Genomic DNA, 16,001 nt, shown 5'->3' with positions numbered 1-16,001 from the left:
AAAAATTTAAAAGACGTTTTTTTATGAGTTGTTTTTTTCAAATTGAGCCTGTATAAACTCTTTAGATTTTCCTTTAGCTATAGAAGCGGTTTGCCATTTGTCGTTTAAAATCATCTTACCTACATAAGCAATTTGACCAATGTGATAGGGAAAGTGAGCTATTTGCCTCGTAATGCTTTCAAGTAACTTAACTTGTTTATTTCTGATGAGAATAGGCTGATTGAAGTTTTCTTCATTTAATGAATCTAAAGCAGTAAAAAGACAGTTCCAACCCTTTTCCCATTGAGCAATCAATTCTTTTTTTGATAAATCATGAGTTTCAAACTCAGCATCTCTATCTCTCCACTCTTTTTCTCCATCAGAAGTAAAAAAGTCCGTCCAACGCGATAACATGTTTTCAGATACATGAACAATAATAGCAGCAATGCTGTTACTTTCTTCATTGTATTTCCAGTGTAAGTCTTTTTCTTCTAGTTGAGCAATTGTTTTATCAGCTACTTCTTTATACGATGTAAATTGGGCAGTGATATTCTCTAAGTATTCTTTTACCATCATAAAAAAGGAGCTCTATTGAGCTCCTTTAAATTTTATCTATTAATAGTTTGTTTTCTATCAGGTCCTACAGAAACTATTTTTACAGGTACACCCGTTTCTTTTTCAATAAACGCAATGTAGTCTAATAAGTTTTGAGGCAAATCATCGGCAGAAGTCATTTTTGTTAAATCATCTTCCCAACCTTTGAATTCTGTATAATTTACACTTACATTTTCTGGCTCAATATTATAAGGTAAGTGCGAAATTTCTTCTCCTTTATAGTTGTAAGAAGTACAAACTTTTAAGGTATCGAAACCAGATAATACATCACCTTTCATCATCATTAATTGCGTAACACCGTTTACATCAACAGCATATTTTAACGCAACTAAATCCAACCATCCACAACGACGAGCACGTCCAGTTGTAGCTCCAAATTCATGACCAACTTTCGCCATAGTAGCTCCATCTTCGTCAAATAATTCAGTAGGGAAAGGTCCAGAACCTACACGAGTAGTATAAGCCTTGAAAATACCGAAAACTTCACCAATTCTGTTAGGAGCAACTCCTAAACCAGTACAAGCACCAGCAGCGGTAGTGTTAGATGAAGTTACGAATGGATAGGTTCCAAAATCAATATCTAATAACGATCCTTGAGCTCCTTCAGCTAAAATAGTTTTCCCTTCTTTAATAGCGTTGTTTAAAAACTCTTCAGAATCAATAAACTGTAATGTTTTTAATTTTTCAATCCCTCTAGAAAACTCAGCTTCTAACTCATCTAAATCGTAATCGATTTGAACATTAAAGTAGGCTAACATACTTAAATGTTTTTCAGTTAAAGCTCTATATTTTTCTTTCCAGTTATCTAATTCTAAATCACCAACACGCATTCCATTTCTACCTGTTTTGTCCATATAAGTAGGCCCAATTCCTTTTAAAGTAGATCCGATTTTTGCTTTTCCTTTTGAAGTTTCAGAAGCCGCGTCTAATAATCGGTGAGTTGGTAAAATTAAATGTGCTTTACGAGAAATTAATAATTTAGAAGTATAATCAATGTTATGTTTATCTAAGTTTTCTAATTCTTTTTTAAAGATAACAGGGTCAATAACCACTCCATTACCTACTACGTTTAAAGCTGTTTTATGAAAAATTCCTGAAGGAATGGTGTGTAATACATGTTTGTTTCCATCAAAAATTAGGGTATGACCAGCATTTGGGCCTCCTTGAAAACGCGCGATTATATCGTAGTTTTTTGTTAAAACGTCTACAATCTTACCTTTTCCTTCGTCTCCCCATTGTAGTCCGAGTAATAAATCTACTGCCATTTAGTGTGTTGTTAAGTGTTGTGTTTTATTTGTTGTTTCTTTTTGTTCCGTAGAAATAAAGCGAGTGATTGTGAATGTCTATATCAAAAACATCTTCAATTGTTTTTTTGATGATTTGAATTCTTGGGTCACAAAACTCTTTTACTTCGCCACTATCAGTAAGTATCACATGGTCGTGGTTTTTATCGAAGTAACTTTTTTCGTAACGCGCCATCGATTGTCCGTCAAACTGGTGTTTACGAACCAACCCGCAATCTAATAATAAATCCATCGTATTGTATAAGGTAGCCCTACTAACACGATAGTTTTTGTTTTTCATTTTAATATATAAAGATTCAATATCAAAATGTTCATCAGCATCATAAATCTCTTGTAAAATAGCGTAGCGTTCTGGTGTTTTACGATGCTTATTCTCTTCTAAAAAAGAAGTGAATACTTTTTTTACAATTTCTTGATTTTCGGCTGAATTACTCATTTATATTTAAATTTTACGAAAGGACAAATTTACGTTTATTTCTTGATAAAATACAAGGATGTTAAATACGAAATTTACAAAGTATTAACGCGTTCAACTTTTTGAACGCCTTCCACTTGTTTCATGTTGTTAATTAATTTATCAAGTTGGTTTTTATTTTTTACACTTAACGAGAGTTTTCCGTCAAAAACACCATCATCTCCAGAGATATTGATGCTGTGAATAAACACATCCATACTGTTAGAAATGATTTTCGTAATGTTGTTAACAATTCCTTTATTATCTATTCCTGAAAGATGCAAAATAGCCGTAAACTCTTGCTTGGTAGAATCAATCCATTTGGCAGGCATGATTCTATAAGCATAGTTTGATTGTAACGAAATAGCATTCGGACAATCGTTTTTGTGTACTTTAATACCTTCATTAATTGTAACAAAGCCAAAAACTTTATCACCAGGAATAGGGGAACAACATTTAGCTAAAGTATAATCTAATGTTTGTTCTTCTTTACCAAACACTAAAGCATCGTATTTGTTGGTAACCTCTTCTTTTTCTGATATTTCTTTGGAAGGAGAACGTCTAAAAGTGTTTTTAATGAAACCCATGAAACGATTGCTTCTCTGAGCAACAAAGTCTTTAAGTTGCGTGTTGTCTATGGCTCCATTACCCACTCTATAAAATAAATCGAAGCTCGTTTTTAGTCCAAAATAACTAGCCAATTCATGAATGATTTTTTCACTAGAATTGATTTTTAAATGGCGTAATTTTCGTTGTAAAATGGCTTTTCCTTCTTCCGCTATTTTCTTTTCTTCTGCTTTTAAGGCCGATTTAATTTTAGCACGAGCTCTGGCAGTAATCACAAAATCTAACCATCGTACATTAGGCTTGTTATTTGACGCCGTAAGTACTTCTACTTGATCGCCACTTTTTAACCCGTGACTTAGCGGAACTAACTTTCCATTTACTTTTGCTCCACGACATTTTAAACCGACATCGGTATGCACTGAGAAGGCAAAATCTAACGCCGAAGCTCCTTTAGGAAGCGATTTTAAATCTCCTTTAGGAGTAAATACATAAATTTCTTTGGCATAAAGGTTCAGTTTAAAATCTTCAACAAAATCTACAGCATCTAAACTTTGGTTTTCTAAACTTTCTTTCAAGCGATTTAACCATCCTTCTAAACCATTTTCTTTAACAGATCCTTGTTTATATTTAAAGTGAGCTGCATAACCTTTTTCGGCTATTTCATCCATTCTTTCGGAACGGATTTGAACTTCTACCCATTTAGCTTGAGGACCAATAACAGTAATGTGCAATGCCTCATACCCAGTTGATTTTGGCTGAGAAATCCAATCTCTTAATCTGGCAGGGTTGGGTTTAAAGAAATCGGTAACGATAGAATATATTTTCCAAGCATCAAACTTTTCATCGTCAGAAGTGGGTTTGTATATAATACGAATGGCAAATTTGTCGTACACTTCATCAAAAGTTACGTTTTGTTTACGCATTTTTCTACGGATAGAAAAAATAGATTTAAAACGTCCTTTTATTTCATAAGCAAATCCTTCTTTGTTTAAAGCTTCTTTTAAAACACTAGTAAAGCTATCAATATATTTTTGTTGGTCTTCTTTACTTTCTTTTATCTTATTGGCAATATCTCTATATACATCAGGTTCTGTGTATTTTAACCCAAGATCTTCAAGCTCAGTTTTAATATTATACAGTCCTAAACGATGGGCAAGAGGAGCATAAATATACAAGGTTTCAGAGGCTATTTTTACCTGCTTGTGAGGCGGCATAGAATCCATAGTTTGCATATTGTGCAGTCTATCGGCAATTTTAATAAGTATTACTCTAACGTCATCATGTAACGTAAGTAACATCTTTCTAAAATTCTCTGCTTGAATTGAATAGTCTTGCTCTTGTTTTAGGTTTGATATTTTAGTCAATCCACTTACAATACGAGCGATATTTTCCCCAAATAAGCGCTCCATATCATCCAACGTATAGTGCGTATCTTCAACAACATCGTGTAATAGAGCAGCAGCAATAGAGGTTGCTCCTAAACCAATTTCATCTGCAACTATTTTAGCAACAGCTATAGGGTGATAAATATAAGGTTCTCCTGATTTTCTGCGTTGTTCAGAATGTGCTTCTACAGCAATGTCAAAAGCTTTACGTATCAATTTTTTATCCTCTTCCGATAATGTTTGATATGTTCCTTTTAATAAGTTTTTATACCTGTTGGCTATCTCTTTGTTTTCCTCTTCTATCGTTACATTATAATTCATATAATAAAAACTCTTTTGCTTATTTAGGTTTAAAATAAAAGTAGTACAAAGAATTATATTGGGCAAGTTTTGTAAAGAAATGTTTAACGTAAACTTATTACTTTTACCTGCAATAAAAAAAAACAGTGAACTAGAAAAAAAATTGAAAATATAAATGATGAAAAAGTATGTATTGAATTGCCTGTTGTTATTTGTTGTTTTTCAAATGTATAGCTTTCAGGAGATTGTTGAAGAAGAGCTTGTTGTAACAGCATCGCAACAAGGAGAAGTAAAAAAAGAAGAAAAAGCTCAATTAAACTATCCTGATAGTTTTATTCCTCCAAAATATATTCAAAAAGAGGTTTATTTGGTTAAAGAAGTACCAAACCCTAAAAAGAATGGAGCTAATGGGTTTATATCAGATCCTAATAATTACATAAATGAAATTGAAGAACAACAATTAAACTTAAAGCTTTGGGAGATTGAACAAAATACAACAGCACAAGTAGCTATTGTTATTCTTAAAAGTATAGGAAAAGAAGTACCTAAAAATTTTGCGGTTAAATTGTTTGAAGAATGGGGTATTGGTGATAAAGAAACCGATAATGGATTACTTATTTTAACGGTAATAGACCAACGAAGAACAGCGTTTGAAGTTGGGTATGGCTTAGAACCTGTTTTAACTGATATTGTTTGTCACAGGATAGGAACAGATGAAATTGTACCATACTTTAAAGAAGGAGAGTTTGGTAAAGGATTATTATCTGCTGTTTCTAGAGTTCAAGAAATCATTAATAAACCTGAAATCATTGATGAAATTTTTGGACAAGACATTAATTATTATGAAGAGACAAAAACAAGTAAAGGTCCTTTTCTTATTTACTTAACTTTTTATGCTGTTTTTAGTTTGTTTATAGGAGGTTGGTTTAGTATAAAAGCAACATCAATAGATAGATCTAAAGAAGACCTCTACGATAAATACCAAGACATGAATAAGCTAGGTTTAGGTTGTTTGCTTTTCTTATTTCCATTGCCACTTTATTTTATTAATAGATACGTGAAATCTAAGCTTAAACGATATAGGTTTTATCCTCGTTTTAGTAAAAAGAACGGAAAACAACTTTATTTAAAAGAGGAGTGGAGTGAAAACAGTTTTTTAGAAAAAGCTCAAATTCTTGAAGAAAAAATTCAATCAAAAGAATATGATGTATGGGTAACAGAAGATGAAAGTGACATTTTAATTTTAGCATATGAAGGTTCTAGTAGGAAGTATACAAACTGTAAAGAATGTGGTTATAAAACCTATGGAAGAATTGGTACGAAAATTATACGTAGAGCAACGTACGATTCTAGTGGTGAAAAACAAGAAGATTATTTGTGTAAAAATTGTAATTATAAAGAAAGTAAAATAATAATAATTCCAAGATTAGAAAGAAGTAGTACTTCTTCTTCTGGTAGTTCAGGAGGATCTTCTTGGTCTTCTTCTTCCTCATCTTCTTCAAGTTTTGGAGGAGGTAGTTCTGGTGGAGGTGGAGCAGGAGTAAGTTGGTAAAGATATTTACTCGTGTTTAGGATATAAATAAGTTCAAAAGGTTAAAAACATCTAGGCTTTTTCCTGTGAAAATATTTGTAGATATAGCATAACTTTGCAGCATAATTCAGAGGAGACTCAAAAGAACTAGTCCCCCTGAAATATCATTTAATTATGGTATTTGAACCTCCGGTCTTGTAACAAGTTCGGAGGTTTTTTTATTCTTCAGGCAACCTTTTTTCAAATCCAGTAGTCTTTATATTTGTAAGGCGATAAAACCGTAACTATTGATTTGAAAATTATTTCATTACATAACAAAGAAGCTTCACTTATCAAACAAGCAAAAGAACAGAGTAGAGAAGCTCAGCAACAAATATTTGAGCAGTATTCTCCAAAAATGTTAGGAGTTTGTAGGCAGTATGTTAACGATTTACATCATGCAGAAGATTTAATGTTGCAAGGTTTTTTTAAAGTTTTTACCAATATTGAAAAATTTAAAGGAACAGGAAGTTTTGAAGGTTGGATTCGTAGAATTATGGTAAATACTTGTATAAGTTATTTACGAAAAAAGAATCCTGTTCAAGTATCGGATGAAGACTTTGTTTTTAATGATGCTGCAACAGAAAGCCTTGAAAACACATCGGTAGCAGATATACAAAAGTTAATAGATGAGTTACCTGAAGGGTATAAGTTAGTTTTTAATTTATATGCTATTGAAGGATATAAACATTCAGAGATTGCAGAAAAATTACAAATTTCTGAAAGTACCTCAAAGTCACAATTATTTAAAGCTCGTAAATGCTTACAAGCTAGTTACGAGAAAATTAATTTAGTAAGAAATGTCAAGCAATAATATAGATAAACAAATAGCAGGAAAGCTAAAAAACAGAGAACTTACCCCATCCCATTCAGCTTGGGAAAGGTTAGAGGCTCGTTTAGATAATGAGAAAGCAGCAAAGAAAAGGAACTGGTTTTTATATGTAGGTTATGCAGCTAGTTTGGCTTTGTTAATAAGCTTTGTAGCTCTATATTTTACAGGTTCAGAGTCAAAAGAAACGATAGAAGAAGTTATCGTTACTACTCCAATTGATACCTTAAAAATTAATACTAAAGGCATAGAAAAGTTTCTTAGAAATACTGACGAAGCTGTAGTGGAAATAGAAGAAAACCAACAAGAAAAGCAATTGCTTAAAAAGAAGAAAAAGATTACCACAACTAAGAATTCTACCTTAAAAGAAAAAGATATAATCTTTAAAAAGATACAAAATAAAGAACTGCCAAAAGAAGAGGAGGTAGTAGCAAAGTTAGATAAGCCACTAGTAACAAAGAAGAAAGAGTTTAATTCAAGAGTTAGGGTAAATAGTGATGACTTACTATTTGCAGTAACACATAGTTCTGAAGAGGTTAAAGAATACTATGCGAAAAATAAAGTAAAGCGAGAAGATGTGTTAAAAACTATTGAAGATGAGTTGAAAAAGTCAAACTTAAAAATAGACCCAAATATTATTTTAGCAGAAGTTGAAAGAACGATTGATGATGAAGAGTTTAAAGGAGACTTTATGCAAAAACTAAAATCAAAAATATCAGATATTGCTGTAGCAATTGTTGATAGAAACAAATAAAGCGCTTATTAATTATCGATAATTAACCATTCCAAATTATTATCAATTTAATTTAAAATTATTAAAATGAAAAGAATACTATTATTAGTGTTGTTTGTAACAACTATTGCCCAATCTCAAGAAAAAATATTTGAGAAAGAAGTAAAGAAAATATCAATGAGTATTGATAGTATTACTAAGCAGCAAAAAGACTCTTTAAAGATGAGAGTAAAAGAGATTAATACAAAATTAGAAAAGAATAAAATAACATTTGATGAAGCAACAACATTAAAAAAAGAAGCAGCAGCCTACCATGCAGCTCAAATAGAGAAAAAAGTTAGTTTTCAGGAACAAAAACTACAACAATTGGTACAAGACAAAATTGACGGTAAAATATTTAGCAATGAACAAGAATCACGAGAGCAAACTTTTGAAATAGCAAAATTTAAGTTCAGACTAAATTTTTCTGACAATGAAGAAGATGAAGTTGAAAGAGAAAAGAAAAGAAGAAGAAAAAGAACCACAACACAATTTGTTTTTGCTTTAGGAGTAAATAATACATTGACAGATAGTAAATTAAGTTCTTTAGACGATTCAGACTACAAATTTTGGCAATCGCATTTTTATGAATTAGGTTTTACTTGGAAAACACGCTTATCAAAAGAACCATCAAAAACATATTTTAAATATGGTTTTTCTTTTCTGTGGAATAATTTAAGAGCCAAAAACAATCACTATCACACTGTAAATGGAAATGAAACAACCTTAAGTATGCATCCAGAACAACTTTCTGAAAGCAGGTTGCGACATGTGCAAATGACCTTTCCAATGCATTTAGAGTTTGATTTTTCTAAAAATAAAAAATATTCCGATGGAGAAATTGTAGACAGAACACATCAAAGCTTTCAAATTGGAATAGGTGGTTTTTTGGGTTTCAAATTAGGAACCCGCCAATACTTAGAGTATAAAAATGCAGAAGGAGTTACTGTTGAGGAAGTTCAGAAGAATAATTTTAATATGAACAAATTTAACTACGGACTAAGTGCTTATGTAGCTTATCAAGGTATTGGATTGTATGCTAAATACGATTTAAATCCTTTGTTCAAAAATACTGATACGAGAAATATTTCATTAGGTCTTCGATTTGATATTAATTAATAAAAGGAGAAGTTTAAACTTCTCCTTTTCTATTTTCTTCCCATTGTTTCCGTAAATCGGTAGAAAGTTTTCCCGTTCCATCGTGTTTCCATCCCGGAGGTTTGATAAAATACAAAAGCTTTTTACTAACAGAAGTCTTACTTTTCAACACATCGGTAAACATAGTATACCATTCAATAAAAGCAATCTTTATAGGATTATAAGTATTGATATTTGTTACCAAACCATACACAGGCTTTTCAACTTCTGGTTCAAAAGTCCCGAAGAGTTTGTCCCAAATAATAAAAATCCCTGCATGATTTCTATCTAAATATTGTGGATTGGTAGCATGATGAACTCTATGATGGCTAGGGGTGTTAAAAACTGCCTCAAACCATTTAGGCATTTTATCAATCAATTCAGTATGAATCCAGTATTGGTATAGTAAGCTAATACTCATTTGTGTGAGTATCATTAAAGGGTGAAAACCAATAATAGCCAAGGGAGCCCAAAATATAAATGTATAAAAGCTTCCAGACCAAGTTTGTCGTAGAGCAGTACTCAAATTGTATTTGGTAGAAGAGTGATGCACCACATGGCTAGCCCAAAACAGCCTGCTTTCATGTGCTATTCTATGGTTCCAATAATAGACAAAATCTTCCGCAAATAATAAGATAATCCACGACCACCAAGTAAACGGAATGGTAAACAGATGATATTGATATAGAAATAAAAAAACACCAAAAATGATCCCTTTGCTAAGTAATCCTATAAAAACATTCCCCAATCCCATTGTTATGGATGTAAGAGCATCTTTAAATTCATAATCGTCCATTTTTATTGTAACAGTTACAATAGCTTCAATAATAACTGTTATTACAAAGAATGGAATAGCGTAGTGAATTAAGTTAGGAATTTCGGGAATATGCATAAATAAAGGCGTTTAATTACAAACATACACAAAATCATGAAATTATTTAAAGCGAAGAGTTTGTTTATGGAGTAAAAAGCAGTATATTTGCAGGCTTAAAAATAAATTTTAAATAATTTAATTATGAATCATTACGAAACTGTTTTCATTTTGAATCCCGTTTTATCTGAAACTCAGATAAAGGAAACAGTAAAGAAGTTTGAGGACTACTTACTTTCTAAAGGTGCAGAAATGATTTCTAAAGAAGATTGGGGCTTAAAAAAATTAGCGTATCCAATCGAAAAGAAGAAAAGTGGATTTTACCACTTATTTGAGTACAAGGTAGCAGGTGAAGCAATCGCTCCGTTTGAATTAGAGTTTAGACGTGACGATAGCGTTATGCGTTATTTAACTGTAAAGTTAGACAAGCATGCTGCAGCTTGGGCTGAAAAGAGAAGAGAACGTGTTAAATCTGCAAAAAAGTAAGAAATGGCATCTATAGAACAACAAGCAAAAGGAAATAAGCAAGGAGAAGTACGTTACTTAACTCCGCTTGATATCGAAACTAAAAAAGAAGCTAAATACTGTCGTTTCAAGAAAAACGGTATTAAGTACATCGATTACAAAGATGCAGACTTCTTAATGTATTTAGTAAACGAGCAAGGTAAAATTTTACCAAGACGTTTAACAGGAACATCATTAAAATATCAACGTAAAGTGGCTCAAGCTATTAAAAGAGCACGTCACTTAGCTTTAATGCCATACGTTGGAGATATGTTAAAATAATAAAGAAGTAGAAACATGGAATTGATATTAAAACAAGACGTAGAAAACTTAGGTTTTAAAGACGATATCGTAACTGTTAAAAATGGTTATGGACGTAACTACCTAATACCTCAAGGATATGCAATTTTAGCTACTTCTTCAGCTAAAAAAGTATTAGCAGAAAACTTAAAGCAACGTGCTTTTAAAGAAGCTAAATTAATAGAAGATGCTAACAAAGTAGCGGAAACTATTAAAGGATATGAAATTAAAATAGCTTCTAAAGTAGGTTCAGGTGATAAATTATTCGGATCAGTAAACAACATAGATGTTGCTGAAGCATTAGCTAAGGCTGGTACTGAAGTAGAAAAGAAATTTATCAAAGTTACTGGAGGTAACGTAAAAAGATTAGGAAAATATAACGCTGCTGTACGTTTACACAGAACTGTTGTAGCTGACATCGTATTTGAAGTAGTTGCTGAATAGTAACTAAATTGTTAAATACATGTTAATAAAGTAGAAATCCGCTCGGTCGAGCGGATTTTTTTTATGCTTAAATTTGAGTTGTAATATAAACAAAATCAGAACTATTATGAAGAAATTACTAATTTTTTCTTTTGTTTTTTTGAGTTTATCCATCTATTCCCAGGTAACTACATCAAAAATAAAAGGAACCGTAACAGACAATCAGGGAGTACCATTGTTTGGTGCTAACATTGTTGTTTTACATGAGCCTACAGGTACCATATCTGGAGCTGTAGCTCAAGATAATGGTCGATACACCATACCAAACCTGAGAGTAGGAGGGCCATATAAAGTAACGTTTAGCTATATAGGGTTTGAATCGCAAGAAGTAACCAATGTTTATTTAACTTTAGGGAAAACAACTAATATTGATGGTGTTTTATCTGAAGATGGTGAGCAATTGGAAGAAGTTGTTATTTCTTCTTCAGGAAGCAAAGTTTTTAATAATGATAGAACAGGAGCGCAAACTAGTGTGAGTGCTGTTCAGTTAAAAACCTTACCAACTATTTCTCGTTCCGCTGCAGATTTTACGCGTTTAGAACCTACTGCAAGTGGAAACTCTTTTGGAGGAAGAAACGACCAGTTCAACAACTTTTCTTTAGACGGATCTATTTTTAACAACCCTTTTGGTTTAGATTCACCAACACCAGGAGGTCAAACAGGTTCACAACCAATTTCGTTAGATGCAATTGAACAAATTTCGGTATCTACTGCACCATACGATGTTACTTTATCTGGTTTTACAGGAGCTTCAGTAGATGCGGTAACTAAAAGTGGTACCAATGAGTTTACCGGTACAGTTTATGGTTTTTATAGAAACCAAGACATGACCGGAGGGGAGATTAAAGGAGAAGAAGTTGTAAAACCAAAGTTAAGCCAAAGCCAATATGGAGCAAGCTTAGGAGGTCCAATTATTAAGGACAAATTATTCTTTTTTGCAAACTTTGAAAAAGATGACAGAGAAGATTTAGGTACAGCAGGTTGGGTACCAAACTCAGGAAGTGGTGCCATTAATGAATCAAGAGTGTTAGAAGCAGATATGATCGCAGTTCGCGATGCTTTAGCAGCCTTAGGATATAATACGGGAGCTTATGAAGCGTTTACCTACGGTTCTGAGTCTACCAAAGGAATTTTTAAATTAGATTGGAATATCAATGATAAAAATAGATTGGCATTAATTTATAATTTCTTAAGAGCTTCAAAAGAAACTCCTGCACATCCAACAGCTTTAGGAAATAGAGGACCGAGTTTTTCTACATTGCAATTTGAAAATTCAGGATACGAAATTAATAACAACTTAAATTCTTTCCAGTTAGAATTAAACTCTAACTTATCAGAAACAACAACCAATAAATTACAAATAGGCTATACGCATTTTGATGATTTTAGAAACCCCTTATCTGCACCAGCACCAGTAATTACCATACAAGACGGTAATGGTAGTAATTATATCATAGCAGGTCACGAACCTTTTTCTATTAATAACAAGTTAGATCAACGAGTTTTTCAGTTGACCAATAATATGAATTTTTTTAAAGGAGATCATACCTATACTGTGGGCTTCTCATTTGAACAATTTGAATTTGAAAATTCGTTTAACTTAACAAATTACGAGTCTTTTAATTTCGGAATTTTTCCATACTATGGCTTGTTTAGTCCCTATCCGGATGTAGCAACCTTTTTATCTGCAGCTCAACCAGGTGGAGTAGTAGAGCAGTATTTAGCAGCTACTCAAAATGCTTACGATTCATTTAACGCAAATGGAGATGGAAATGATGGTGGTTGGAAATTATCTGAATTAAATGTAGGTCAATTGGCCTTTTACGTACAAGATGAATGGGAAATGACAGATAGGTTTAAGTTAACGTACGGGGTTCGTTTTGATAAACCATTATACTTTAATACTTCTAGTTTAATTCAAAAATTTATAGATACTGATAATGGAGCAACAAGAGATAATTCAGTTTTATATTACAACCCTAATACAGGAGAAGAACAACAATTACTGTCAACTAAAATGCCTACTAACCAATGGTTAATTTCACCAAGAGTAGGGTTTAATTGGGATGTAAAAGGTGATAATACGATGCAACTTCGTGGAGGTTCTGGAGTGTTTACAGGACGTTTACCTTTTGTATGGATTGGAAATCAAGTAAGTGGAGCTGATGATGGTTTCTTCCAATTAGTAGATCCTGAGTTTAAATTTCCGCAAGTTTGGAGAACAAACTTAGGCTTAGACTGGAAGTTTGAAAATGGAATTATAGCAACTACTGATGTTTCATATACAAAAGATATTAATGGAGCTCATGTACAAAACTGGGGGCTAAGAGCACCTAGTGCTACTTTAAATGCACCATTTGATAATAGAGAAATTTATGACGGAAGTGATAAAGGAAATAATGCTTATGTGTTTACCAATTCTGACAAAGGTCGTGTATGGAATGCTTCTGTAAAGCTCCAAAAAACTTTTGATAATGGCTTGTATACAAGTGTTGCCTATAACTACTTAAATGCTAAAGATGTCAACTCTATTGAAGCAGAAATTACAGGAGATGCTTTTGCTTTTAATCCAGTAGTAGGAAATGCTAATAATGATGTTTTATCATATTCTAAATATGGAGACACTCATAGAATTATAGGAGTAGCGTCTAAGAAGTTCACTTACGGAGGAGATAAGTTTGCTACAACTATTTCTACATTTTTTGAATATGCTCAAGGTGGACGTTTTAATTACACTTACGGAGGAGATATTAATAATGATGGTTCTACTGTAAATGATTTATTATATGTACCTACAAGCTCTGAACTCAATCAAATGCAATTTAATGATCCTGCTCAAGCAGCTGCCTTTGAAAGCTATATCCAACAGGACGACTACCTAAGTGAAAGAAGAGGAGAATATGTAGCGCGTTATGGAGCTTTAGCACCTTGGAGAGGTAAGTGGGACTTAAAGATATTACAAGATTTTAATTTTAACGTATCAAATGAAAAACAAAATACCATCCAATTAAGTCTTGATATTTTAAATGTAGGAAATTTACTAAGTTCTGATTGGGGAGTTGTACAACAACCTAATAACCTACAACCTTTAGGGGTTAGATTTCCTGATGTAAATCCTGCGAATACCAATCCGGCAAATTATGTTCCCGATTATTCACAGGCACCAATATATTCGTTTACACCAAATTCAACAAAAACATTTGGTTTCGATTCTAGTTTACTTTCTCGTTGGCAAATGCAAATAGGACTGCGTTATATATTTTAATCGTAAAGAATAAAAAAAACGTAAAAAACCACTCATTTTTTGAGTGGTTTTTTTGTTTTTTAATTATCTTTTTTGTAATAAAGGGGGGTTTTCCTGTGAAAACTATAAAATAAATAAGTGATATTTGTACATGTAAATAAAGATAGGGGACTTTAATTACAACGTTTTAAAATATAGTCTTTGAGGGGTTGATTATATTTTAAAAAAACTCTGACCTTACTAGGTCAGAGTTTTTAAATGTTAAGCTATAGTGTAATACTCTCTTGGTTTCGTAGAAGATCTTCCATCGTTTCCCTCTTCCTAATTAAGTAATCTTTTCCTTTGTAAATCATAACTTCGGCTGGTCTATATCTTGAGTTATAGTTTGAAGCCATAGAGAAACAATAGGCACCTGCATTGTGGAAACATAATATGTCATCTTCAGATATTTCATTAATCCTTCTATTAGAGCCAAAAGTGTCAGTTTCACAAATGTACCCTACGATGCTGTAAAATCGTGCCCTTCCTTTTGGGTTCGATAAATTTTCTATATAGTGATAAGAGTTGTAAAACATAGGACGTATTAGGTGATTTAAACCACTATCTATACCCGCGAAAACAGTTGACGTTGTTTGCTTAATAACATTCACTTTTGCTAAAAAATACCCTGCTTCACTTACTAAAAATTTACCAGGTTCAAACATTAAGGTAACTTCTTTTCCGTAGTTCTTACAAAACTCATTAAATCGTGTAGATAGCTTTTTACCCAACTCATTTATGTCAGTTGAAATATCGTCTTTTTTATACGGAACCTTAAATCCACTACCGAAATCAATAAAATCGATATCCTTAAATTGTCTTGCAACATCAAATAAAATTTCTGTAGCTCTTATAAAAGTATCAATATCTAAAATATCAGAGCCTGTATGCATGTGAATTCCATTGATATGCATCCCTGTATTTTCAACAACTCTTTTTATGTGTGGGACTTGGTGGATAGATATTCCAAACTTAGAATCAATATGCCCTACAGAAATCTTGCTATTTCCACCTGCCATTACGTGTGGATTGATACGAATGCAAACAGGGATTTTAGGATGTTTTTGTCCAAACAATTCTAAAATAGATAAATTGTCGATATTAATTTGCACGCCTAATTTAGCAACTTCTTCTATTTCTTGTAAAGAAACTCCATTAGGAGTGTATATAATTTCGTGAGGTTCAAACCCCGCCAACAAACCAAGGTTAACTTCTTGAATAGAAACGGTATCTAAACCGCTGTTAAGCGTATTGAAAACCTTTAGAATATTGATGTTAGATAATGCTTTTACTGCGTAATTAATTTTTACATTTTCTACTTTAGAAAAAGCAGATGTTATCTTTTTATACTGAGAAATAATTTTTTCAGTATCGTAAACATACAAAGGAGACTGATACTTATCAGCTAGCTTTAAAAGGTCTTGTCTATTCATTTACTTTAGTATTTATCGGCAAAAGTATAGAGGTGGACGATTACAAAAAATAAAATGAAAGAAATTCACAAATTTGTGTTTTTTTGTGAAATTAGGGGTTTTACGTCTAGGCAAAAGGGAATTTTCCTATAATATTATCTTGTAAAAAAGATCATATTTGCTACGAAATAAAATTAAGGGGATTTATTTCAAACAGAATGATATTTTTTTAAAGG

The 16,001-nt window shown here is 32.3% G+C and carries 14 protein-coding genes; 8 read left to right on the top strand and 6 right to left on the bottom strand.

All coding sequences use genetic code 11. The annotated features are described in order from the left end of the window. Positions 1 to 21 precede the first annotated feature (21 nt). The 4 genes from ACN0WY_RS05420 to ACN0WY_RS05405 form a co-directional block, all read right to left on the bottom strand. Entirely contained in the window at positions 22 to 555 is a 534-nt protein-coding gene (locus tag ACN0WY_RS05420; RefSeq protein ID WP_330486842.1) for a DUF1572 family protein, read from the bottom strand. A gap of 32 nt (positions 556 to 587) precedes the next feature. Beyond that, the gene (locus ACN0WY_RS05415) at positions 588 to 1,859 is read right to left on the bottom strand and encodes an adenylosuccinate synthase (protein WP_330486841.1); all 1,272 of its coding nucleotides are present in this window, start codon (positions 1,857 to 1,859) and stop codon (positions 588 to 590) included. A gap of 25 nt (positions 1,860 to 1,884) precedes the next feature. Further along, positions 1,885 to 2,334, bottom strand: a complete 450-nt coding sequence (locus ACN0WY_RS05410; RefSeq protein WP_099214482.1) for a Fur family transcriptional regulator — start codon at positions 2,332 to 2,334, stop codon at positions 1,885 to 1,887. A 74-nt stretch (positions 2,335 to 2,408) separates the two neighbouring features. Then, positions 2,409 to 4,625, bottom strand: a complete 2,217-nt coding sequence (locus ACN0WY_RS05405; RefSeq protein WP_330486840.1) for a bifunctional (p)ppGpp synthetase/guanosine-3',5'-bis(diphosphate) 3'-pyrophosphohydrolase — start codon at positions 4,623 to 4,625, stop codon at positions 2,409 to 2,411. Positions 4,626 to 4,779: 154 nt separating this feature from the next. On the opposite strand from ACN0WY_RS05405, the gene ACN0WY_RS05400 reads away from it, so the two are divergent. From ACN0WY_RS05400 to ACN0WY_RS05385, 4 genes are all read left to right on the top strand, one after another. Next, the gene (locus ACN0WY_RS05400) at positions 4,780 to 6,156 is read left to right on the top strand and encodes a TPM domain-containing protein (protein WP_417799740.1); all 1,377 of its coding nucleotides are present in this window, start codon (positions 4,780 to 4,782) and stop codon (positions 6,154 to 6,156) included. 271 nt (positions 6,157 to 6,427) lie between these two features. Continuing rightward, positions 6,428 to 6,988, top strand: a complete 561-nt coding sequence (locus tag ACN0WY_RS05395; protein WP_417799739.1) for an RNA polymerase sigma factor — start codon at positions 6,428 to 6,430, stop codon at positions 6,986 to 6,988. Beyond that, the gene (locus tag ACN0WY_RS05390) at positions 6,975 to 7,757 is read left to right on the top strand and encodes a hypothetical protein (RefSeq protein WP_417799738.1); all 783 of its coding nucleotides are present in this window, start codon (positions 6,975 to 6,977) and stop codon (positions 7,755 to 7,757) included. Before ACN0WY_RS05395 ends, ACN0WY_RS05390 begins: the two co-directional genes overlap by 14 nt. 66 nt (positions 7,758 to 7,823) lie before the next feature. Beyond that, positions 7,824 to 8,894, top strand: a complete 1,071-nt coding sequence (locus ACN0WY_RS05385) for a hypothetical protein (protein ID WP_417799737.1) — start codon at positions 7,824 to 7,826, stop codon at positions 8,892 to 8,894. Positions 8,895 to 8,907: 13 nt separating this feature from the next. Here ACN0WY_RS05385 and ACN0WY_RS05380 read toward each other — a convergent pair whose 3' ends face one another. Then, complete coding sequence (locus tag ACN0WY_RS05380) at positions 8,908 to 9,804, bottom strand: sterol desaturase family protein (RefSeq protein WP_330486835.1); 897 nt, start codon at positions 9,802 to 9,804, stop codon at positions 8,908 to 8,910. 123 nt (positions 9,805 to 9,927) lie between these two features. Between ACN0WY_RS05380 and rpsF the strand changes: the two genes are divergently transcribed. The 4 genes from rpsF (at position 9,928) to ACN0WY_RS05360 (ending at position 14,335) form a co-directional block, all read left to right on the top strand. Next, positions 9,928 to 10,269 carry a 30S ribosomal protein S6 gene (rpsF, locus tag ACN0WY_RS05375; protein ID WP_330486834.1) on the top strand — a complete coding sequence of 114 codons (342 nt, stop codon included), beginning with the start codon at positions 9,928 to 9,930 and terminating at the stop codon, positions 10,267 to 10,269. A gap of 3 nt (positions 10,270 to 10,272) precedes the next feature. Further along, the gene (gene rpsR / locus ACN0WY_RS05370; protein ID WP_028892048.1) at positions 10,273 to 10,569 is read left to right on the top strand and encodes a 30S ribosomal protein S18; all 297 of its coding nucleotides are present in this window, start codon (positions 10,273 to 10,275) and stop codon (positions 10,567 to 10,569) included. A 15-nt stretch (positions 10,570 to 10,584) separates the two neighbouring features. After that, positions 10,585 to 11,031: a 50S ribosomal protein L9 gene (gene rplI, locus ACN0WY_RS05365; RefSeq protein WP_330486833.1), complete on the top strand. Its 447-nt coding sequence runs from the start codon at positions 10,585 to 10,587 to the stop codon at positions 11,029 to 11,031. Positions 11,032 to 11,137: 106 nt separating this feature from the next. Continuing rightward, the gene (locus ACN0WY_RS05360; RefSeq protein WP_417799736.1) at positions 11,138 to 14,335 is read left to right on the top strand and encodes a TonB-dependent receptor; all 3,198 of its coding nucleotides are present in this window, start codon (positions 11,138 to 11,140) and stop codon (positions 14,333 to 14,335) included. Between the two features lie 245 nt (positions 14,336 to 14,580). On the opposite strand, the gene lysA is transcribed toward ACN0WY_RS05360, so the two are convergent. Continuing rightward, positions 14,581 to 15,786 (bottom strand): diaminopimelate decarboxylase, encoded by a 1,206-nt coding sequence (gene lysA / locus ACN0WY_RS05355; RefSeq protein ID WP_417799735.1) that lies wholly within the window; start codon positions 15,784 to 15,786, stop codon positions 14,581 to 14,583. Positions 15,787 to 16,001 lie beyond the last annotated feature (215 nt).

It is taken from the genome of Tenacibaculum sp. (assembly GCF_048269885.1).
Taxonomy (GTDB): domain Bacteria; phylum Bacteroidota; class Bacteroidia; order Flavobacteriales; family Flavobacteriaceae; genus Polaribacter.
Note: the sequence above shows the minus strand (reverse complement) of the source record. Positions and strands in the feature narration are given on the sequence as shown.